The sequence below is a fragment of the Chitinibacter sp. S2-10 genome (assembly GCF_046530675.1).
Lineage (GTDB): Bacteria > Pseudomonadota > Gammaproteobacteria > Burkholderiales > Chitinibacteraceae > Chitinibacter.
Window position 1 is genome coordinate 993,253 of record NZ_CP172558.1, and the last position, 18,439, is coordinate 1,011,691.

The window sequence follows — 18,439 nt, forward strand, 5'->3', positions numbered from 1 at the left end:
AATAGCGCAGCTCAAAGCCAGCGAAACCTCAATGAACACAAGGCTTAGGAGTGTGCTTTGGGGCTGCCTGGGCTTTTGCGTGGGTTTGCGAAAAAATGAGCGGAAACCACTCAAGAATTGCGCAATAAATGGCATGCCTTGCGATGGCAATGGAAAACTTTGATTTTTATCCTGCGGATTCCACGTTGCGTCATTGGCTGCAATCTTGTCGCGCCAGCCAATCAGGCTCTTTTGCCGGTAGATGCTAGGCTCTGGGCATACTGCGCTGATGAACATATCGCGGATTGTGTCCATCGTTTGATGGACGCCTATGCTCTCATGCATATAGACCAAATATATCAAATGTCAATACGATATATTACCGTATAAATATATTCTTTACCTTTCACATAGTTGCCGCTTTTAGTAAAGCTACGATCTGCTCGTCATCGAACTGGCCGGTTTGCTTGAAGTGCTCGTAAATCAGATCGGTCAGGCGCAGCTTCTTATCCATCGGCATGGTCAGGCGATTGTCATACAACAGCACATCAATCGCGCCCAGGATACGCAACTTCTCTTCTCTTCCCTCGGTACCAATAAAGGCGCTCGCGTCGATCTCCGGCATAGGTTCGCGCTGCATTGAGTGATTGACTGGCACGCGAGCTATACGCGGCTTGCTTTGCTGATCTACAGGCTCACCAGCTTGGTCTTCTAAGCGTCTTAGGTAACGTTCTGGCACCTCGTAGACCTTCTTCCTCCCCCCAATACCAATCCGCTCTTCACTGTACCAGCCCTCGCGCTCAGCTCGAACGGAAACATTTTGTCTCGATGCTGGTAGTCCAGGTATCTGCATTTTTGCGATTTCTGAGGCGCTATATAGCTTTCTCTTCACGTGTCAGTCACTCTCGCTTAACTGACACGCATAAATGTCAGTTTTTTATCAAGGTTATAAGTATTTAAAATCAAATGCTTACGCAAAAAACAAGCAAGGCTCCAGCAAAACACAAGTGACACGCTTTACATGTCACTTCGTTACACTTAACATTCACTCATTAGCTAACGAAAGAGGCACTTAAAAATGACAAACACCTGCGACGTTACCCAAGACTGGCACCGTGCCGACATCACCGCCGCGCTGCATAAACGTGGCCACAGCATGCGGGCATTGGCCATTGCCAACGGCTACAGCCCTACTTCGCTTAAAAACGTCATGGATCGCTCGTGGCCAAAAGTGGAACGGATTGTCGCGGACGCCATCGGTTGTGAGCCAGAAGTGATCTGGCCGAGCCGATACGCCCCGGTTAAATCAGTTACCGAAGTCTTGGCCGAAGTGAATCGCGACCTGCATGAATGCATGACAGTTTAATGCACTTGGCGCGATTAATGTCACAAGCAATGTGCTCATTTGTGAAAAGTCTCACGCAGTCTAAGGAAGTCTCAGCCTAGTTCGCACTTCTTGGTCTCACTAGAAGTGGATTACCCGGAGCCAAAAACATGCCAGTAGGTAAAACAAACTGGAAACGAAAGCGCCCAGAGTCTTTGCAGGATGCGTTCAATTTGAACTGCGATCACGCAATGGAGGTTCTCCGCCGCCCCGCGAAGCAAATGTGGGATTTGATGGGGACTACGCAGCAGACCTATTCGCGCTGGGTATCGGAAGGCGTGATGCCTGCCAACCGGATTTTGCAATTCGAGCATTTGACGGGAGCGAATTTTGTCAGCAATTACCTGACTCTGGCAGCTGGACGGATGCCGATTGAGTTGCCGATTGGCCGCAAGGCGGATCAGGTTGAGACGCTGGATTTACAAGCACAGCAGGCCGATGCCATCGCGCTACTGATCAAGTTTTACCAAGGCAAAGCCGCGCTGGATGAAACGCTGGAAGCGATTGATCTGGTATTGCGCGGGTTTAGTTATCACCGTGCCAATGTGGTTAAGGTGGCCGAGCCTGAGCTGGATTTGTTTGCAGGTGAAAGAGCATGAATCAAGCGGTAATCAAAACCCACTACAGCGCCAGTGAACTAGCAGTTATGAAGCTGGATGGTCTACCAAATTCACGCCAAAACATGCTGCTATTTGTTGAGCGGCATGTTTGGGCATACATCGAAGTAACCGGCAAGGGCGGCACTCGCCGTGAATATGCCCCACCGCCTGCAATCATGGCGCAAATCCGCGACCGCGCCGTGCAAGGCGCAGTCGCTAAAGCGCAAAGCCTGCCGGTTCCGGCTGCTTTGAAAGCGGTCGATGCGTCGGTGCCAGTCAAAGCAGCCAATGAAGCGCAATTACAACTAACCACCGCAGAGCAGCTGCAGGCCGATTGTCGCAAAGGTGTTTTGCTAGCGATCAAGCGCGTGATGGTCGGATGTGGCGTGGGCAAGGAAGCGGCGATCAGCGCGGTACGCATCGAAGCGATGAAAGAACCGACCGGTACGCTGGCCAGAATGTTTGCCGGTGCCGAGGATTCTCGCGGTCGCAAGGATGGCGGCGCAGTGGCGTCCAGCCGGACGATCAAGCGTTGGTTTGATCTGGAAAAATCAGGCTCAACTGCGGCCAAAAAACGCGAAAAAGATATGTCGATCCCGTCTTGGGCTCCGCAGTTTATCGCTTGCTGGCGTCCTAAGCAGGGTCAAACCGTGGCTGCAGCCTACAAGATTTTTGAAGCGGAATGGGCTGAGGGCGAGATTCCTTCGGAGCACGCGGTGCGTCGCTTCCTGAAAAAATTGCCACCTGAAGTGTTGTATCGCTTGCAGCACAGCGGTGCGGCCTTGAAAGCCAAGCTGCCTTATGTTGACCGTGACTGGACGGTATTTGAGACCGGAGAATGCTGGGTCGGTGATGGTCACGGTATGAAAATGAAAGTGGCTCACCCCGATCATGGTCAGCCTTTCCAGCCGGAGGTGACTCTAATGCTGGATGCACGCAGCCGCAAGTGTGTGGGCTGGTCAGTGAGCTTTTCCGAGAACGTGCTAGCGGTGGCAGATGCCTTGCGTCACGCGGCCTGCAGCCATCCATTGCCACTGATTTATTACAGCGATAACGGCGCGGGTGAAACCGCCAAGATGCTGGATGCACCAGTGGTGGGGCTATTTGGCCGACTTGGCATTGACCACCAAACCGGTATACCAGGCAATCCGCAAGGCCGTGGTTTGATTGAGCGTTTGTGGCAAACGCTGACTATTCCGCTGGCGCGAGAGTCTGACACTTTCCACGGGCATGGTGCAGACAAGGAAACATTGCGCTTGGCAATTCGCGCCGTGAGCAAGGCCTTGAATGCGCAAAAGGCCAATACAGATGTCAAAGTGCCATTGCCAAGCTGGAAGCAATTCATCGACGCGTTAGAGCTGGCTGTTGCGGATTACAACGCCAATCACCGCCATAGCGCCCTGCCCAAACGCAACGGGCGTCACATGACACCCAACGAATTCTGGCTGGCTCATCCGCCCAAGCAAAACCAGATGCTGGATGAAGCGACGTTGCGAGAACTATTCCGCCCACATGTCATTCGCACTGCGCGCCGGGGCATGGTTTCGCTGTGGAACAACAGTTATTTCAGTCAAGCACTGATGCTGGTCGACGGGCAGGAAGTTCAGGTTGGTTACGACATTCACGATGCCGAGCGTGTAGTGATCCGCACGCTGGAAGGTGTGTTCGTTTGCGAAGCCGAATTTGAAGGCAACAAAGTCGATGCCTTTCCGAAGCCCTACGTGGAAAAACTGCGCGACACCCGGATCGACGGCATGGTTCAGCGCGGGCAAAACAAAATCGATTTGGCCGAAGCCGAACGCCGAACAACGATCACGCTGGCTCCAGCCGAGGTGCTGCCAGGCATTACCGGCGCTCAGATTGCTGGCGCATTCGAGCGTATGCCAATCGCTCGCGAAGCGATGGTGGTCAGCGAAGCCAAGGTGTTGCCTATTGAAGATGCCGGATTTCGCGTACCCAGCTCGCCGGAGGAACGCATTGCGCTGCACATACAGCTGCAGCAACAGGGAGGTTTATCAGAAAGAGAAACGAAATGGCTGGCCAGCTATGCCAAGAGTCATGAATTCAAAGTGATGAGTTTGAAACACGCTGCAGCGGTCGAGGCCGCAGCGTGAGTTGTGCAATTACCACCAACCAAGTAAGGATTCTCTAACATGAGTGAAGTCAGCGTCAACCGCATCGCCCCTATCGCCAACCTTGATCTGGTGGCGGTAGTGATGGAAAAACTGGTGAACCGGCAGGATGGCCTGCCCGGACTGGCGGTGTATTACGGCCCTAGCGGCTTTGGCAAAACAACAGCCACTGTCTGCGTTGCCAATCGGAGCCGCGCTTACTACGTACAGATGCGCAGCAGTTGGACGCGCAAGGATTTGCTGGAAAAAATCCTGTTTGAAATGGGTATCAAACCGGCAGGCCGCACCACCCTATTGCTGGATCAGATCTGCGAGCAATTGGCGGCCAGCAATCGCCCGCTGATCCTAGACGAATTTGATTATGCCGCCGCTCACGCCAGCCAAGTGGAACTGGTGCGCGATATCTACGAAGGCAGTCAATCCAGCCTGCTGCTGGTTGGCGAAGAAATGCTGCCCAATAAGCTGAAAAAATATGAGCGTTTTCACGGGCGCGTACTCTCTTGGTTGCCCGCTGCTCCGGTCAGCTTGGCTGATGCGCAGAAACTGGCACCGATTTATAGCCCGGAAGTGCAGATTGGTGATGATTTGCTGCAGCATCTGGTGAGCATCAGCAATGGATCGGTACGCCGAGTCAGCGTGAATCTGGTCAATGTGCAGGATACGGCTCTGATTGAAGGCTGGGATACGGTGAGCCGCCATCAGTGGGGTGACCGCCCTCTATACACCGGTGATGCACCACGCCGGAGGGCTGCGTAATGGCTGCAACCCGGCACAAGCGTCAGTCCGCCGAACTAGAAATGAAAGGTGGTAAAAGCAAACGTCAGCGCATCTGGGAAGCCGTGCGACTGCTGCGCGACAGCTTCAGCATCAGTTCAATCTCCAGTACCAGCAAGATCGAAGCCGCGACTGTTCAGACTTATCTACTGGCACTAAACAAGGGCGGCTATATCGCGGCACTCGACGATACAGCGGTAATCGGTCAGGAAAAAATCCTGCATTTGATCCGTGACAACGGACTGGAAGCGCCACGGTTGCAGCGCGATGGCCAGCCAGTTCAGCAAGGCCGGGCACAAGAACAGATGTGGCGAACGATGCGCATTCTTGGGCGCGACTTCAATCATCTGGAGTTGGCCGAACTTGCTTCGACCGATGAAGTTCGCGTGGCGGAAACAGCGGCAAATGACTACCTCAGGAATCTGTCGCACGCTGGCTACCTGATCAGACAAAGCAAGGGCAAAGGGCACGGTAACGGCGGAACCCCTAGTCGATATCGCTTCGATCCGACGCGCTACAGCGGCCCTCGCCCACCAATGATTCAACGCACAAAGAGCGTATACGACCCGAATCTGGGCAAGGTGGTGTGGCAGGAGGCTCCCGATCATGACGAACTCTGAACCGCATTGGCTGCAATTGCTGAGAACCGCCACTGTAGCCAGCAATATTGCCGCAGTGGCAACAAAACTGGGTTACAGCCGCACCAGCATCAGCTTGGTGTTGGCGAACAAATATCCAGGATCAACAGCCCACATTGAAAAAGCAGTACTGCAACGTCTGGATACTGTGCGCTGCCCTTACGTGGGTCAAAACATCAATAGACAGGCTTGCCAGGAAACAGGCAACGGAGCTGCGCCAACCCACAACCCGCTGAAGATGGCGTACTGGCGCGCCTGCCAGCGCTGCACGCACAAACCGGAGGTGAAAGCATGAGTGCGCGTGACAAATTACCCGCAAATAAAGATGTACTCGCGGATGCCGAACGGATCATCCCAGTGATGCGGCATTGTTTGCGTCGCGGAGGCACATTGCTGCAACAAAACGCGGGGTATCGCAACAAGCCCACAGTGCTGATTGATGCACCTCGGTCGGCCAGATTAATCAAGGAATTGAAAGCGAATGGTGCGGAGTCTGTGGGCAAACAGTATGGCGAAAACGGCAAGCAATTACTGTGGCATGCCGAAATCGATGGCTGTCTGGTGCAATGGTGGGAAGCGGAGGTGCTTTGAAATGAAAGTTTTTAATGATGCTTTTAATTGCAAGTTGGAGCTTGGCAATAAGGTGCTGCGCCGTTTACGCGAGCAAGGTGTCGGTGTGCTGACGATGTGCGTTGATAACGGCGATATGCGCTTGCACCTTGAATCTGAGCCGCCTGCAGCAATGGTGCCACCGCGCATTCACAAAGTACGCGGTATGAATGTCGCCAAGCTGGATGGCGTTACTTTGGTCTGGGGAGATCAATCATGAGCCGAGTTTTGACTGGTTTAGAGATGCAGCGCCGCGCTCGCATTGAAGTTGAGATCGCGATTATGACGACTTACCGTCCCGCTTTCGAGGCCAAACGCAAGGCGCGGCATGGGGTTGAGGATCGGGCAGCGGCCAAAGCAAATCTCGACGTATGCGACTTGCCGCTCAGCCTTGATCGGAGCATCCCGCGTGCATGACTTGCCAGCCCATATCAAAGCGGAATTGGCGGCAGCAGTCGAAACAATGGTGGCGCAAGGTGTTGATCGGCTAATGGCACGGCAAAAAGTCTGGCAAAACTACCAAAACGAATTGGTGGTGATTGCCGAAACGATGCACAGCGTGGCGGATCGTGCCGTGCCAGAACTGCCACCGCCAAAGCCATACCAGCAACAGGATTTAAGCCGCCACGGCAACAAGCCCTTATATCGGCCTCGCGCCGACAGTGGCGATGATTATTGGAATCCAGAGCGCAAAGCCAAAGCCCGCGCCGGGATTGAGCAAGTGAAACAACAACTGAGGATGAAATGATGAGCGATGTCGTGAATGAAAAATACCGCGAAGATGCCAAGGGGCATTTAGTGCCGATTGAAACGATTAAGCCGATTGATTTGCTACGTGACGATCTGGTGTTACGTCTGGCCGCGCAGGCCAAGCAGGTTTCGGGCGAGCTGACAAAATTCAAACAGGTGGCATTTGCCGAGATTGGCGACTTTCTCGACCAAAGCGCCAGCCGTTACGGCGTGACGATGCGTGGCGCGGCGGGCAAAGGCAATATCTCACTGTTTAGCTTCGACGGCCGTTACAAAATCCAGCGCAATATTCAGGACGTGCTGGCATTTGATGAGGGACTGCAAGCCGCCAAAGTGCTAATCGACGAATGCATGCGCGAATGGTCGGAGCATTCCGCCCCCGAAATGCGCGCCATCGTCGAGCGCGCGTTCAAGGTCGATAAAAAAGGCCAGATCAGCACCTCTGCCGTGCTGTCACTGCGCAGTATCGAATCAGAAAACCCTAAATGGAATCTGGCCATGCAAGCCGTCGCCGACGCGCTCACCGTGCAATGCAGCCGCAGCTATGTGCGGGTGTACGAGCGGATCGGAAAAACCGACCAGTACAAAGCCATACCACTCGACATTGCGGGGGCGTGAGATGGCTGACGCTAAGTATTGGACTGCTCAATGCGCCTCACATGGGCTGGTGAAGGTGAAGCAAAAAACAATGCCAACAACTTGCAAAGAAGAGATTCAGTGTGGAAAACGCTCATTCCGTCGATGTGGAAACGCTTTGACCGAGCAGCTTGATGTCACTGAAAAAGTTACCAATGCATTGGGGTTGGCAAGGCAACTTGCCGTTTTAGAAAACAGCTAGATGAAACACGAAGTAGCCAGAAACAACCGCAGGCGGCTGGCGTTAATCAGCCGCAAACCGAAACCAAATTTTAACGCTCACAAGGAGCAAAACCATGAACAAGCCAGAACTCATTCAACTCATTGCTGCCAATGCCGATTTGACCCAGCGCCAAGCCGAGGATGCGCTGAATGCATTGACCAGCGCCGTGCTGGAAACAGTGCGAGCCGGTAACGAAATCCGCATTCCTGATGTGGGTAAATTCAGCGTAAGCGAAAAGCCTGCTCGTAAAGGTCGCAATCCACGTACCGGCGAAACCATCCAGATCGAAGCCAAACGCACTGTCAAATTCACCGCAGCCAAGCCGCTGAAAGATTGGGCGAATCGCTAGGTTTCCAGCGTATAGCGGCTTGGATGGGTTCAAACATTCAGGCCGCTATGCGAAGTGAATCTGGCCAGATGCTTCTCTTATCAATTTATTCACGGAGCTGAAGATGGACAAAGCAACAGCGATCAGCAAGATCAGAAAGTGTCTGGCACTTTCAAAAAGCGCTAACGAGCATGAGGCCGCAGCCGCGCTCAAGATGGCGCAGAAATTAATGGCTGAGTTTGGCGTTGATGATGACACGTTGTTGGCTGCAGAGGCAGCTGAAGCCAGTGCTAAAGCAGGAGCAAAAAACTCCCCTGCAATATGGGAAAACAACCTCGCGCACATTGTGGCCAATGCATTTGGTTGTCGCCTGATTTTTTCACAGGGCTGGAGTGCTGGGGCTTGGAAGTTTATTGGCTGCGGCGCATCTGCCGAGGTTGCTCAATATGCCTTTGAGGTGTTGTTTCGTCAGGTCAAAAAAGAGCGTGCAGCCTTCACCAAGACAGAATGCAAACGCCTAAAAACGACCAGCAAGACTCGCCGTGCCGATTTGTTTTGTCATGGCTGGGTGCAGTCCGTATCTCGCCAAGTCAGCGTATTCGCTGGTTCGGAAGCCAACAAGGCGGCAATCGATGCTTTTGTTGCTCAGAAATATGGCGAATCGTTGAAAAAGCTGGATGCGACAGATCGCAATAAGGATCGGGCTTTGAAAGACAAGGATTGGGATGCGCTGACTGCTGGCCAAAAAGCAGGCAAAAAAGCCCAGCTCAATCATGGAGTAGGTAGCCAAGGTGGCGCGCAAGCGTTGCTGGCTTAAGGGGGCGATATGCTTTGGTTTAGAAATCTACAGATTTACCGCTTGGCTGCAGATCACGCACTGGCCGCTGAACTGATTAATGCCGAGTTGGCCAAGCGCCCATTTGTGCCATGCGGCAGCATGGATATGGATGCGCATGGCTGGATTGCTCCGGCCAAGTTTGCCGCCGATGACTTTGCATTTGCTCGCCAGAATGCTGCGCTGGTCTGCCTTAAGTCAGAAGAAAAAGTCTTACCTGCCGCAGTCATCAAAGATGAGCTGGATTACCGAGTCGAGCAAATTGAATCCGCCGAAAGTCGTAAATGTGGCCGCAAAGAACAGCGCGAATTGAAAGATCGGATTGTCGAAGAGCTGACTCCGCGCGCCTTCACTCGTTCCCGTGTATCGCGTGCATTGATCGATTTGGAAAACGGGCTGGTGATGGTCGACGCGGGCAGCGCGGCCAATGCCGAGTTTTTGCTTTCTACCCTGCGTGAAACGCTGGGCAGCTTGCCGACGCGCCTGATCGATACCGAAATCAGCCCCGCTGCCGCAATGACTGACTGGCTGACCAATGAAACGCCAGATGCGTTCTCGCTCGGCCAATACGCCGAGCTGAAAGCACCGGGCGACGACGGCGCGATTGCGCGCTTTAAACGCCAAGTGATGGATTGCGACGAAGTACGTCAACACTTAAGCGTCGGCAAAATCGCGACACAGCTCAGTTTGGCTTTTGGCGAGCGCCTGACTTTTACGCTCACCGAGGCGATGGAAATCAAGTCGCTGGCGATGCTGGATGTTCTTGCCGACGAGCTGAAAGACATGGACGCCGAAACGCAAGACGACTTGTTTGAGTCGCAATTTGCGCTACTGATCGGCGAGCTGCGCGGGTTTATTCCTGTGTTGCTGGATGCGTTGGGAGGCGAGGTGATGCGCTAAATTAATTTCCTGCGTATAGCCCGTTGCCAGCAGCGGGTTATGCGAAGTGAATTTAAGGGGATAACAATGTTGGATCGGAAGATTTTAGCCAAAATCCAAATCGCTAAAAAAGAGCTGATGATGGATGACGATGCTTATCGTGCGATGCTGAAAAATATCGCTGGGGTGACGTCAAGTAAGGACTTGAGCGTGAAGCAAGCTGAGGCGGTATTAGGCCACATGCAAAGCTGCGGTTTTGTTCCCAAGGCAAGCCCGAAACATGGCAAAAAACCAGCCAAGCCCGCTGCAGGCAAAGCCGCGCTGATGCGCAAGATTGAAGCTCTGCTGGCTGAGCGTGGCTATCCGTGGGAATACCTGACCAGCACAGGCCGCACCAGCCAAAGTATGGTGCAGCGGATTTGCAAGGTCGACGCGCTGGAGTTTGCGACAGCTGAAGGACTCGGCAAGCTGGTGGCCGCGCTGAGTTATGACTTGCAACGCAACGGTCGAAAGGCCGCTTCTAATCAACAACGGAAAGCATCATGATCGGCCTCGACCAACTATCTCAAGATGATCTTCAGTTGCTGCCCGCAACGGCGCAAGAGCTGGTGCGTGTGATTGGTCTTACCGCTGTGGTGAAATTAATCGAATCGCATGGCGGCACTAGCTTGCTGGTACCACAAGGCAAGCGACGCGAAGGTCAGGCAAATTACGAAGCAATGGCTGAAATAATTGGCTACAAGGAAATGGCGGCCTTGGCTAAGCATTATCGTGGCGATGATGTGGTGTATATCCCAAGCTGCAAAGCCACATTACGGGCGATACGCAATCGACTGATTCGGTCGGATTTTGATGCCTATACTCGCGAAGAAAGCGCCGCTCGAGCAGTGATCAAGTTGGCTCGCGATCATGGACTAAGCGACCGCCGTGTGTGGGAGATTCTGAAAGAGCCTGAAGTTTTACGTGCGGAGCAAGTCAGTTTATTTTAAGCTTTTGGGGTTAAACTCAAAGGCTAAATTATGAAACGTTTTGTATTTCCAGTTCTTTTGGCTACTGCATTGGTTGGTTGTGGTAATTCGCAAGAAGTTGAGCAACTGAAAAATGGACTTGCGACATCACAAACACAAAACCAAGCGTTGCAGACTGAATTAAATCGATTCAAATTGGCAAAAGAAGCCCAAGACCCCAAATTGATGGAAACGTATTACAACACCTTGCGTAGTACCACAACGTGGGGTGAATTTCCTGACAAACCCGAAATCGCAGGTTATGAGCAAGCCAAACGAACATTAGCCACAATTGTTCTTGTGAACGGTACGATGAAGCAAGCATCGGGCAACCCAGAGGCGATGCCAGCATTTGTTGCTGCATTAAGAACGATGGGACAAGTATGGCCTGATCGAATGAGTGAAGAAGGCAAAAAAATCCACGATATACTTTGGGCTTGTCAGGATGCTGTAGTGCTATCGCGTCTGACACTAGAGGCCGTATCTGATTCGCGAGCCAAGGATATGACCCGTCTCGCGCCTGTCCAAGCTGATGCTGTTGCTCGTTGCTCACTCGGATTGGCTTTAATATCTAAGAATGGCAAATAATCCAATCAGCAGCCGGATTGAGTTAATACTGATCCAGTTGTGAGTAACCCACTGAACCCCATCCCCGGCATCCCGCCACGCGCATAAAGCAACAATGACAGGCATCCTCTAACGGAGCCTGTCATGCGCACTACCCGAAAAATTGTTATTCACTGCTCAGCTAGCCAGAACGGCAAACGACTGGGTGATGGCCTGCGAAAAACCGCAGCCGCCTGCATTGATATCTGGCATTCAGCGCGTGGTTTCAAGCGTGATAAAACTGCGCGCGAAGCATTTAATCCGATGCTGTTTGCCCTCGGCTATCACTTTGTCATTGATTGCGATGGGCTCAAACAGACAGGCCGCGCGCTGGATGAAATCGGTGCGCACGTTGCGGGTCACAACGCCGACAGCATTGGTATCTGTATGGTTGGCACTGACAAATTCACCAAAGCTCAATGGGATGCACTCAGCTCCCTCGTGCGTGCTTTACAGTCCAAGCATCCGGCAGCTCAAATCGTGGGGCATCGTGATCTATCGCCCGATTTAAACGGCGATGGCACGATTACCCCCAATGAGTACCTGAAAACATGCCCCGGCTTTAACGTAGCAGATTGGTTAGCCAGCGGTATGCAGCCGGTGCGCTCTGCATTGTGGGAGGGCTGAACCATGAATTTTCTAGTCAAAGTTCTGCGCATGTTGCCGCAGCCTCCTTGGGGGTCTTGGATGATTCCTGGCATCACAATTCCAAGCCGTCAGGGTAAAGGTCGTCTTACTCCACATACCTTTTCTGGCGTTCGCGCTGTAAAGCGTGCTGCTGCCAAGCGCCGCAATCATGCGAGGGCGAAACGATGAGACCCAATCCCAACCGAATGGAGTGGATCAAAAATCTACGGTATTTCTGGCGCTTCTGGAGTATCCGTCTGTTGGCGCTGATTCCGGTGCTGGCGATTCTGGCCGAGCAATTGCCCGCCTTGCGCGAGCTACTGCCTGCCAGCTGGTATGCCTATGTGGCCGTGGCCGCGATGGTGGCTCGGGCGATCAAACAGTCGGGGGTGGAATGATGCTAGATCCGAAAGCGGTGGCAGTAAAAGCTTTGGTCTGTTTGGGTATCGGTGCCGCTGGCTTTGGTGTTGGCGCTTATGTGGCATGGGATTGGACAAGCGCCCATGCGAAAAATGAGATCGCAGATTTAAAAATTGAGCGCCAAGACGAAGTGATTGCATCGTTTGTGGCAGCGCAAGCTGGTCGCGATGCCGCCGAGTTACGCGCCAATGCAATCAGTATTGAATTAGCCCATGCCCGCAATGCGCTGGCCGAAACCCGTGTTCAACTTTCAAGGAATATCCAACGTGTCACGACTGTCTATCGCCCCGCGCCAAATGCTACTCCCGTCCCTTTGCCTGCTTGTGTGTTTACTACTGGCTTCGTGCATGACTGGAACGCCGCCAATGGTATCGAGCAAGCCGATCAAGCCGCCAGCGGTGCTGCTGATCAAGCCAGTGCCGCCGAAGAAGCTGACGGCCTCTACCCCAGTGGCGTCACCCAATCCGACATCCTCACCAACCACATCGACAACGCCACTCGCTGCCGCGCCATCGAAAGCCAGTTAAGCGGCCTGATTGACTGGCATCACAATCCAACCGAATCGGCTGAGGTGCAGCATGAGTGACGTATTTGATCGCGCTACAGATCTGGAGCAATGGCAGCGCGAGCAGGCTTTGAGCAAGGCACTTGATCAGCCAGCCTCCACCGTGACTTCGCTGGGTTGCCACGAATGTGGCGAGCCCATCCCCGAAGCCCGTCGCAAGGCTGCGCCACACTGTACCCGTTGTATTGATTGCCAAAAGGATTTTGAGCATGCCAGAAAATAATGAATTAGCCCTGATGCTTGGGCGTATGGAAGGCAAGCTCGACATGATTATTGCCAATCAAACATCGATGTCTGAGCGGGTCGACGGAATTGAAGAGCGTTTGCGCCAGGTCGAAATCGGTGCAGCTAAATCGGGTGCGATTGGCGGTGCTGTTGCTGCAGTGGGCACGGCGCTGATCGTGGAAGTTTTGAAACGGGCACTCCTGTAATGGCGCATCCCCAAGAGACCCGCGACAAGCTGCGGCGCTTATATATCTTTGATCAGCAGCCCATCGAAATGGCTGCTCTGCAGTGCAATGTGCCGATTGGTACTGCCCGTCGCTGGAAAAGCGATGCACTGGAAGATGGTGACGACTGGGACAAATCGCGCGCAGCACAAACGCTGGCCGGTGGCAGCATGGAAGAGCTTGCCCGGCAAATGCTGGCGGGATTTTTGTTGCAGTATCAGGCTGCAATGGAGGCGTTAAACGCGAGCGATGGCGAAGAAAAATTAACGGCAATGGCGCGGGTCAATATGCTGGCCAGCCTTGCTGATTCGTACAACAAGACCGTTGCCGCCAGCAAGCGTGTCCTGCCTGAAACCAGCCAGCTGGCAACCGCAATGGAAGTGTTGCAGGCTTTGGCTGCATTTACCCGAGATCACCACCCACAACATGCCGCTGCATTGCTGGAGGTGCTGGAACCATTCGGTAAAGAAGTGGCGAAAAGGTTTGGCTGATGGCTAAGAACAAGAACGATTTTCTTAAGGATTTGGCGGCGCTGGCCGCCGATTTGCGCCGCACCATTGAGGCCGAGGTGTGCGGTTTTGATCCTACTCCAGCCGCTCAGGAACAGCGCCGTTTGCAGGTGTTTGATCCGGTCAATGGCTATGCTTTTTTCGTCGAAAATTACTTTCCGCACTATGTGAAGTTTCCCGAGCGCAGCCAGTTGCATGAGCATCTGTTTGCGCGTTTGCCGCAAATTGTCGCCAGCGATAAAAGCGAAACGGATGCCATTGCCGCCCCGCGTGGCGAGGCCAAATCTACTTTGGTTTCGCAGTTATTTGTCATCTGGTGTCTGGTGACTGGGAGCAAGAAATATCCAGTCATCGTGATGGACAGTATCGATCAGGCGTATCCGATGCTGGAGGCGATCAAGGCCGAGCTGGAATTCAATCCGCGCATTGCGATGGACTTTCCCGAGGTTGCTGGTCAAGGCCGAGTTTGGCGAGCCGGTACGATTGTGACGCGCAACGATGCCAAAGTGCAGGTGGCGGGTTCGGGTAAAAAACTGCGCGGTTTGCGACATGGCCCGCATCGACCCGATCTGGCCGTGCTGGACGATATCGAGAATGACGAGCAAGTCAGAAACCCGGATCAGCGCGATAAGCTACAGGGCTGGCTGACTAAAACCGTGCTGCCTTTGGGCGGTGCTGCAGCCAAGTTTGACGTGGTCTACATCGGCACGATCTTGCACTACGACTCGGTGTTGAGCCGAACGCTGAATAACAAGCTCTGGAAGTCGGCACGCTTCAAAGCTGTGCTGCGCTGGCCTGACCGCATGGATTTGTGGGATCGCTGGGAAGAGCTGCTTCGCAATGATGGCGAAGATGTGGCCGATGCATTTTACGCGGCTAAAAAATCGCAGATGGATGAAGGCTCGGCGGTGTCCTGGTCAGCTCGTCCGATTGAGAAGCTGATGAAAATTCGGGCGCGCGATGGGCATGCTGCGTTTGACTCCGAATATCAAAACGATCCGGTGGCCGGTGATGCCGCTCCGTTTGCGAGCTGCATCCAGTTCTGGGTCAATCGGCTTGCTGATTGGATTTTCTACGGCGCTTGCGATCCATCACTGGGCAAAAAAGGCGCAAGCCGTGACCCGAGTGCTTTATTGGTTGGCGGCTTTAACCGCAATACCGGCGTGCTTGATGTGGTCGAGGCAGCAATTCGCAAGCGTTTGCCCGACAAGATCATTAGCGATGTGATCGCTATGCAGCGCGAGTATCGCTGCCTGCTGTGGGTGGTTGAATCGGTGCAGTTCCAAGAGTTTTTGCGCACTGAGCTGGTCAAGCGTGCCGCTGTAGCCGGTATCCCCGTTCCTGCGCGTGCGGTGATTCCGAACACCGACAAGGTGTTGCGGATTGAATCGATACAGCCGCACATGGCGAATGGCTTGATCCGCCTGCACCCTAGCCAGTCCACGCTAATTGATCAGCTCAAGCACTTCCCGATGGCAGATCACGACGATGGTCCTGATGCGTTGCAAATGCTTTGGATGGCCGCCACCACGGGCTTTGGCCAGATTGATTACACCCCAGTCACAAGTCACGCCAGCTTTGGCGGTGGTGGTGCTTGGTAAAAATGGTGACAAATATGCCGAAAATTCTGGATCGTTATGGCAATCCCTTTGAGCAATCGACTTTGCGCGAGCCGCAATCGTCCAGGCTCGGCAATCTGCCGCGCGAGTTCGCCCAGCATCCGTCCCGAGGGTTGACGCCGCAACGGCTGGCGCGGATTCTTGAGCAAGCCGAACAAGGCGACTTGTCCGCGCAGGCCGATTTGTTCTGCGACATCGAAGAAAAAGACGCACACGTCTTTGCCGAAATGAGCAAACGTAAACGTGCCTTGCTGACGCTGGACTGGCGTGTCGACCCGCCGCGCAATGCAACAACCGCCGAGAAAAAACAGGCCGAAATGGTCAATGAATGGCTGCAGGACATTGCCGACTTTGAAGACGTGCTGCTCGACTGCCTGGATGGTGTCGGCCACGGCTTTGCCGCGCTGGAAATCGAATGGCAGCGCTTGGGCAATGTCTGGCTGCCAGCCACTCTGGAACACCGACCGCAGCGCTGGTTCAAGACACTGCCGCACGATGGCAATGCACTGCGCCTGCGTGATAATTCGACCGAGGGTGCCGAGCTGTTGCCATTTGGCTGGATCGTTCACAAGCACAAGGCCAAGTCAGGGTATCTGACGCGCGCTGGCCTGCACCGGGTGCTGGCGTGGCCATACCTGTTCAAAAACTATTCAGTGCGCGATCTGGCCGAGTTTCTTGAAATCTATGGTCTGCCACTGCGCCTGGGCAAATACCCGAGCGGCAGCACCGATGCCGAAAAATCGACGCTCTTACAGGCCGTGGCCAGCATCGGCCATAACGCAGCGGGCATTATTCCGGAAGGTATGCTGATTGAGTTTCAGGAAGCGGCCAAGGGATCGTCGGAGCCGTTTCTGGCGATGATTGACTGGTGCGAGAAATCGGAATCCAAGGCGATTCTGGGCGGCACACTGACCAGTCAGGCCGATGGCAAAACCAGTACCAATGCGCTAGGCAATGTGCATAACGAGGTGCGCCATGACTTGATGGTGTCCGACGCGCGCCAGTTGGCCAGCACAATGACACGGGATTTGATCTACCCACTGCTGGCGATCAATGCGGGCAGCGCCGATCCGCGCCGTTCTCCGCAGTTTGTGTTTGATGCCCGCGAGGCCGGTGATCTGAAGCTATACGCTGAATCGTTGCCGAAGCTGGTCGACATGGGCTTGCGGGTACGCAACGATTGGCTGCACGACAAACTTGCCATTCCGCATGCGCAAGATGGCGATGAAGTACTCAAACCAGCCGCTTCGCAAACCACTCCTGCCAAGCCGAGTTTGCCCGTTGCCGATGCGAAGTATCGGGCGGTATTGAGCAATGCCCAGGGCGAAGTGATTTACCCCGATCAGCACACACTCGATACTGCCGGACTGCCTGCGCTGGATGAAGCGATGCAAGTGTTGCTGGCACCGCTGATGCAGCAGATTCTGGCTGGCGATAGCCCGGATGCCGTCAAGGCAGCGCTGTCCAGTGCGTGGCCAGAGCTGGACGATGGCGAACTGCAGGCGATGCTGACCAAGGCGCTGTTTGTCGCCGATGTCTGGGGGCGAATCAATGCCGCAAGCTGAAACGGCTCTGCCTGATCTAGGCTTTGCCATCGGCCTGCCGCCAGAAAAAGCCATTGAATATTTCGAGGGCAAAGGTTACGCCATTGGTTTCAAATGGCAAGACGTGTGGGCAGAGGCGCATGCCAGGGCGTTTACCGTCGCAGGCGTTACCAAGCTCGACGTGCTACAGGACATCCGGGGCGAACTGGATGCATTGCTCAAGAACGGCGGTACGCTGCAGGAATTCAAAAACAATCTGATTCCAACGCTCAAGCAAAAAGGCTGGTGGGGCAAAGGGCAGATTGTCGACGAGACTTCGGGCGAAGTGATCGGCAAGCGGCTCAATCCGCGCCGCCTAGAAACAATCTTTCGTACCAATATGCAGTCGGCCTACAGCGCCGGGCGTTACCAGGAACATTTGGCCAGCGCCGGATCGCGCCCGTGGTGGGAATATGTCGCGGTGCTGGATAACCGCACCCGCCCGCGCCACCGGACACTGGCCGGAAAAATCTTTCGCTACGACGATCCATTCTGGCGTAGTTTCTACCCGCCCAATGGCTGGAATTGCCGTTGCCGTGTCCGCACCCGCAGCCAGCGCGATATCGAGCGCAAGGAGCTGGCAACGAGCAGCAGCGAAGGTCGAATGGGTGAAACCGAGCAATTGATCGACAAGAAAGGCACCACGCGCAAAGTGCCAAGCTATACAACGCCATCTGGCGAAGTGTTCACCGCCGATGCGGGCTTTGGCTATAACCCCGGCCGTGCGGCCTATCAGCCAGAGCTGGACAAATATCACCCGGACACGGCGCGGCAATACGTCAAAGGCACGCTCACCGGCCCGGCATTTGCGGATTGGTATCGCGGACTGGACGGTGCGGTGGGCAAGCTGCGGCAAGCCATGCCATCGGCCAGCTCGCGTGAGTTGACTGCTGCAACGCGCGAGCAACTGGCTGTGGGTCAGCGTTACCCCGTCGCGATTCTGTCGCCGGAATATCAAACATTGCTGCGTGCCGAAACGCAAACTGTCTGGTTATCGGACGATACGTTGAGCAAGCAACTGGTGGCGCGTGAGGGGCAAGACATCGGATTAGCCGATTATTGGCGAGTGCAGGACGTGATCGAGCGTGCGCAACTGATCGTACAGGATGGCGAGCAAAGTCTGGTGTTTGTGCAGCAAGGCGACCGGGTTTATCACGCGGCAGTGAAATCGACCAAAACCGGCAAGGCCACTTTTTTAACGTCGTTCCGGGAAAGCAATCGAGATGCCGCAGAAGCGGCCATGAAACGAGGCACGGTCGTGAAAAACGACCTGATCAGGAAGTAGCCT

At 54.2% G+C, this 18,439-nt stretch carries 28 protein-coding genes; 27 read left to right on the forward strand and 1 reads right to left on the reverse strand.

Translation table 11 applies throughout. The annotated features are described in order from the left end of the window. Positions 1–385: 385 nt before the first annotated feature. Positions 386–832 carry a DNA-binding protein gene (locus ACG2XO_RS04725; protein ID WP_410499669.1) on the reverse strand — a complete coding sequence of 149 codons (447 nt, stop codon included), beginning with the start codon at positions 830–832 and terminating at the stop codon, positions 386–388. A 225-nt stretch (positions 833–1,057) separates the two neighbouring features. Between ACG2XO_RS04725 and ACG2XO_RS04730 the strand changes: the two genes are divergently transcribed. From ACG2XO_RS04730 to ACG2XO_RS04860, 27 genes are all read left to right on the forward strand, one after another. Beyond that, positions 1,058–1,345, forward strand: coding sequence for a helix-turn-helix domain-containing protein (locus tag ACG2XO_RS04730; protein WP_410499670.1), 288 nt, complete (start codon positions 1,058–1,060; stop codon positions 1,343–1,345). Between the two features lie 209 nt (positions 1,346–1,554). Next, a complete protein-coding gene (locus tag ACG2XO_RS04735; protein WP_410499671.1) occupies positions 1,555–1,962 on the forward strand; it encodes a hypothetical protein in 408 nt (135 codons plus the stop codon). Beyond that, the gene (locus ACG2XO_RS04740) at positions 1,959–4,076 is read left to right on the forward strand and encodes a Mu transposase C-terminal domain-containing protein (RefSeq protein ID WP_410499672.1); all 2,118 of its coding nucleotides are present in this window, start codon (positions 1,959–1,961) and stop codon (positions 4,074–4,076) included. The genes ACG2XO_RS04735 and ACG2XO_RS04740 overlap by 4 nt, the downstream gene beginning before the upstream one ends. 39 nt (positions 4,077–4,115) lie before the next feature. Then, positions 4,116–4,850, forward strand: a complete 735-nt coding sequence (locus tag ACG2XO_RS04745) for an AAA family ATPase (RefSeq protein ID WP_410499673.1) — start codon at positions 4,116–4,118, stop codon at positions 4,848–4,850. Continuing rightward, complete coding sequence (locus ACG2XO_RS04750; RefSeq protein ID WP_410499674.1) at positions 4,850–5,488, forward strand: hypothetical protein; 639 nt, start codon at positions 4,850–4,852, stop codon at positions 5,486–5,488. The genes ACG2XO_RS04745 and ACG2XO_RS04750 overlap by 1 nt, the downstream gene beginning before the upstream one ends. Then, positions 5,475–5,801, forward strand: a complete 327-nt coding sequence (locus tag ACG2XO_RS04755; RefSeq protein WP_410499675.1) for an XRE family transcriptional regulator — start codon at positions 5,475–5,477, stop codon at positions 5,799–5,801. The genes ACG2XO_RS04750 and ACG2XO_RS04755 overlap by 14 nt, the downstream gene beginning before the upstream one ends. Further along, positions 5,798–6,097: a hypothetical protein gene (locus tag ACG2XO_RS04760; RefSeq protein ID WP_410499676.1), complete on the forward strand. Its 300-nt coding sequence runs from the start codon at positions 5,798–5,800 to the stop codon at positions 6,095–6,097. The genes ACG2XO_RS04755 and ACG2XO_RS04760 overlap by 4 nt, the downstream gene beginning before the upstream one ends. A gap of 1 nt (position 6,098) precedes the next feature. Then, positions 6,099–6,335, forward strand: a complete 237-nt coding sequence (locus ACG2XO_RS04765; RefSeq protein ID WP_410499677.1) for a hypothetical protein — start codon at positions 6,099–6,101, stop codon at positions 6,333–6,335. Then, on the forward strand, positions 6,332–6,532 hold the full coding sequence (locus tag ACG2XO_RS04770) for a hypothetical protein (RefSeq protein WP_410499678.1): 201 nt from the start codon (positions 6,332–6,334) through the stop codon (positions 6,530–6,532). The genes ACG2XO_RS04765 and ACG2XO_RS04770 overlap by 4 nt, the downstream gene beginning before the upstream one ends. Beyond that, positions 6,525–6,863 (forward strand): hypothetical protein, encoded by a 339-nt coding sequence (locus tag ACG2XO_RS04775; RefSeq protein WP_410499679.1) that lies wholly within the window; start codon positions 6,525–6,527, stop codon positions 6,861–6,863. The genes ACG2XO_RS04770 and ACG2XO_RS04775 overlap by 8 nt, the downstream gene beginning before the upstream one ends. Further along, a complete protein-coding gene (locus ACG2XO_RS04780; protein ID WP_410499680.1) occupies positions 6,863–7,483 on the forward strand; it encodes a DUF3164 family protein in 621 nt (206 codons plus the stop codon). Before ACG2XO_RS04775 ends, ACG2XO_RS04780 begins: the two co-directional genes overlap by 1 nt. Position 7,484: 1 nt before the next feature. Further along, positions 7,485–7,703 (forward strand): hypothetical protein, encoded by a 219-nt coding sequence (locus tag ACG2XO_RS04785; protein WP_410499681.1) that lies wholly within the window; start codon positions 7,485–7,487, stop codon positions 7,701–7,703. 94 nt (positions 7,704–7,797) lie between these two features. Continuing rightward, positions 7,798–8,073, forward strand: coding sequence for an HU family DNA-binding protein (locus tag ACG2XO_RS04790; protein ID WP_410499682.1), 276 nt, complete (start codon positions 7,798–7,800; stop codon positions 8,071–8,073). Between the two features lie 103 nt (positions 8,074–8,176). Next, a complete protein-coding gene (locus ACG2XO_RS04795) occupies positions 8,177–8,869 on the forward strand; it encodes a DUF2786 domain-containing protein (protein ID WP_410499683.1) in 693 nt (230 codons plus the stop codon). Positions 8,870–8,878: 9 nt separating this feature from the next. After that, on the forward strand, positions 8,879–9,787 hold the full coding sequence (locus ACG2XO_RS04800; RefSeq protein ID WP_410499684.1) for a recombination-associated protein RdgC: 909 nt from the start codon (positions 8,879–8,881) through the stop codon (positions 9,785–9,787). A gap of 66 nt (positions 9,788–9,853) precedes the next feature. After that, on the forward strand, positions 9,854–10,312 hold the full coding sequence (locus ACG2XO_RS04805) for a gp16 family protein (RefSeq protein ID WP_410499685.1): 459 nt from the start codon (positions 9,854–9,856) through the stop codon (positions 10,310–10,312). Continuing rightward, positions 10,309–10,755, forward strand: a complete 447-nt coding sequence (locus ACG2XO_RS04810; RefSeq protein ID WP_410499686.1) for a Mor transcription activator family protein — start codon at positions 10,309–10,311, stop codon at positions 10,753–10,755. The genes ACG2XO_RS04805 and ACG2XO_RS04810 overlap by 4 nt, the downstream gene beginning before the upstream one ends. Positions 10,756–10,785: 30 nt before the next feature. Next, positions 10,786–11,361 (forward strand): hypothetical protein, encoded by a 576-nt coding sequence (locus ACG2XO_RS04815; protein WP_410499687.1) that lies wholly within the window; start codon positions 10,786–10,788, stop codon positions 11,359–11,361. 123 nt (positions 11,362–11,484) lie between these two features. After that, the gene (locus tag ACG2XO_RS04820) at positions 11,485–12,006 is read left to right on the forward strand and encodes an N-acetylmuramoyl-L-alanine amidase (RefSeq protein WP_410499688.1); all 522 of its coding nucleotides are present in this window, start codon (positions 11,485–11,487) and stop codon (positions 12,004–12,006) included. Between the two features lie 185 nt (positions 12,007–12,191). Further along, positions 12,192–12,404, forward strand: a complete 213-nt coding sequence (locus ACG2XO_RS04825; RefSeq protein ID WP_410499689.1) for a hypothetical protein — start codon at positions 12,192–12,194, stop codon at positions 12,402–12,404. Then, positions 12,401–13,012 carry a hypothetical protein gene (locus ACG2XO_RS04830; protein ID WP_410499690.1) on the forward strand — a complete coding sequence of 204 codons (612 nt, stop codon included), beginning with the start codon at positions 12,401–12,403 and terminating at the stop codon, positions 13,010–13,012. Before ACG2XO_RS04825 ends, ACG2XO_RS04830 begins: the two co-directional genes overlap by 4 nt. Further along, complete coding sequence (locus ACG2XO_RS04835) at positions 13,005–13,214, forward strand: TraR/DksA family transcriptional regulator (protein WP_410499691.1); 210 nt, start codon at positions 13,005–13,007, stop codon at positions 13,212–13,214. The genes ACG2XO_RS04830 and ACG2XO_RS04835 overlap by 8 nt, the downstream gene beginning before the upstream one ends. Next, positions 13,201–13,422: a hypothetical protein gene (locus ACG2XO_RS04840; RefSeq protein WP_410499692.1), complete on the forward strand. Its 222-nt coding sequence runs from the start codon at positions 13,201–13,203 to the stop codon at positions 13,420–13,422. Before ACG2XO_RS04835 ends, ACG2XO_RS04840 begins: the two co-directional genes overlap by 14 nt. Continuing rightward, positions 13,422–13,931, forward strand: coding sequence for a DUF1804 family protein (locus tag ACG2XO_RS04845; RefSeq protein ID WP_410499693.1), 510 nt, complete (start codon positions 13,422–13,424; stop codon positions 13,929–13,931). Before ACG2XO_RS04840 ends, ACG2XO_RS04845 begins: the two co-directional genes overlap by 1 nt. Continuing rightward, a complete protein-coding gene (gene terL / locus ACG2XO_RS04850; RefSeq protein WP_410499694.1) occupies positions 13,931–15,550 on the forward strand; it encodes a phage terminase large subunit in 1,620 nt (539 codons plus the stop codon). Before ACG2XO_RS04845 ends, terL begins: the two co-directional genes overlap by 1 nt. A 14-nt stretch (positions 15,551–15,564) precedes the next feature. Further along, complete coding sequence (locus tag ACG2XO_RS04855) at positions 15,565–17,133, forward strand: DUF935 domain-containing protein (protein WP_410499695.1); 1,569 nt, start codon at positions 15,565–15,567, stop codon at positions 17,131–17,133. Then, positions 17,120–18,436: a phage minor head protein gene (locus ACG2XO_RS04860; RefSeq protein WP_410499696.1), complete on the forward strand. Its 1,317-nt coding sequence runs from the start codon at positions 17,120–17,122 to the stop codon at positions 18,434–18,436. Before ACG2XO_RS04855 ends, ACG2XO_RS04860 begins: the two co-directional genes overlap by 14 nt. Positions 18,437–18,439 lie beyond the last annotated feature (3 nt).

Coding starts and splice junctions, on each gene's coding strand:
- ACG2XO_RS04725 (WP_410499669.1), bottom strand. CDS start 832: ATGCAGATACCTGGACTACCAGCATCGAGACAAAATGTTTCCGTTCGA.
- ACG2XO_RS04730 (WP_410499670.1), top strand. CDS start 1,058: ATGACAAACACCTGCGACGTTACCCAAGACTGGCACCGTGCCGACATC.
- ACG2XO_RS04735 (WP_410499671.1), top strand. CDS start 1,555: ATGGAGGTTCTCCGCCGCCCCGCGAAGCAAATGTGGGATTTGATGGGG.
- ACG2XO_RS04740 (WP_410499672.1), top strand. CDS start 1,959: ATGAATCAAGCGGTAATCAAAACCCACTACAGCGCCAGTGAACTAGCA.
- ACG2XO_RS04745 (WP_410499673.1), top strand. CDS start 4,116: ATGAGTGAAGTCAGCGTCAACCGCATCGCCCCTATCGCCAACCTTGAT.
- ACG2XO_RS04750 (WP_410499674.1), top strand. CDS start 4,850: ATGGCTGCAACCCGGCACAAGCGTCAGTCCGCCGAACTAGAAATGAAA.
- ACG2XO_RS04755 (WP_410499675.1), top strand. CDS start 5,475: ATGACGAACTCTGAACCGCATTGGCTGCAATTGCTGAGAACCGCCACT.
- ACG2XO_RS04760 (WP_410499676.1), top strand. CDS start 5,798: ATGAGTGCGCGTGACAAATTACCCGCAAATAAAGATGTACTCGCGGAT.
- ACG2XO_RS04765 (WP_410499677.1), top strand. CDS start 6,099: ATGAAAGTTTTTAATGATGCTTTTAATTGCAAGTTGGAGCTTGGCAAT.
- ACG2XO_RS04770 (WP_410499678.1), top strand. CDS start 6,332: ATGAGCCGAGTTTTGACTGGTTTAGAGATGCAGCGCCGCGCTCGCATT.
- ACG2XO_RS04780 (WP_410499680.1), top strand. CDS start 6,863: ATGAGCGATGTCGTGAATGAAAAATACCGCGAAGATGCCAAGGGGCAT.
- ACG2XO_RS04785 (WP_410499681.1), top strand. CDS start 7,485: ATGGCTGACGCTAAGTATTGGACTGCTCAATGCGCCTCACATGGGCTG.
- ACG2XO_RS04790 (WP_410499682.1), top strand. CDS start 7,798: ATGAACAAGCCAGAACTCATTCAACTCATTGCTGCCAATGCCGATTTG.
- ACG2XO_RS04795 (WP_410499683.1), top strand. CDS start 8,177: ATGGACAAAGCAACAGCGATCAGCAAGATCAGAAAGTGTCTGGCACTT.
- ACG2XO_RS04800 (WP_410499684.1), top strand. CDS start 8,879: ATGCTTTGGTTTAGAAATCTACAGATTTACCGCTTGGCTGCAGATCAC.
- ACG2XO_RS04805 (WP_410499685.1), top strand. CDS start 9,854: ATGTTGGATCGGAAGATTTTAGCCAAAATCCAAATCGCTAAAAAAGAG.
- ACG2XO_RS04810 (WP_410499686.1), top strand. CDS start 10,309: ATGATCGGCCTCGACCAACTATCTCAAGATGATCTTCAGTTGCTGCCC.
- ACG2XO_RS04815 (WP_410499687.1), top strand. CDS start 10,786: ATGAAACGTTTTGTATTTCCAGTTCTTTTGGCTACTGCATTGGTTGGT.
- ACG2XO_RS04820 (WP_410499688.1), top strand. CDS start 11,485: ATGCGCACTACCCGAAAAATTGTTATTCACTGCTCAGCTAGCCAGAAC.
- ACG2XO_RS04825 (WP_410499689.1), top strand. CDS start 12,192: ATGAGACCCAATCCCAACCGAATGGAGTGGATCAAAAATCTACGGTAT.
- ACG2XO_RS04830 (WP_410499690.1), top strand. CDS start 12,401: ATGATGCTAGATCCGAAAGCGGTGGCAGTAAAAGCTTTGGTCTGTTTG.
- ACG2XO_RS04835 (WP_410499691.1), top strand. CDS start 13,005: ATGAGTGACGTATTTGATCGCGCTACAGATCTGGAGCAATGGCAGCGC.
- ACG2XO_RS04840 (WP_410499692.1), top strand. CDS start 13,201: ATGCCAGAAAATAATGAATTAGCCCTGATGCTTGGGCGTATGGAAGGC.
- ACG2XO_RS04845 (WP_410499693.1), top strand. CDS start 13,422: ATGGCGCATCCCCAAGAGACCCGCGACAAGCTGCGGCGCTTATATATC.
- terL (WP_410499694.1), top strand. CDS start 13,931: ATGGCTAAGAACAAGAACGATTTTCTTAAGGATTTGGCGGCGCTGGCC.
- ACG2XO_RS04855 (WP_410499695.1), top strand. CDS start 15,565: ATGCCGAAAATTCTGGATCGTTATGGCAATCCCTTTGAGCAATCGACT.
- ACG2XO_RS04860 (WP_410499696.1), top strand. CDS start 17,120: ATGCCGCAAGCTGAAACGGCTCTGCCTGATCTAGGCTTTGCCATCGGC.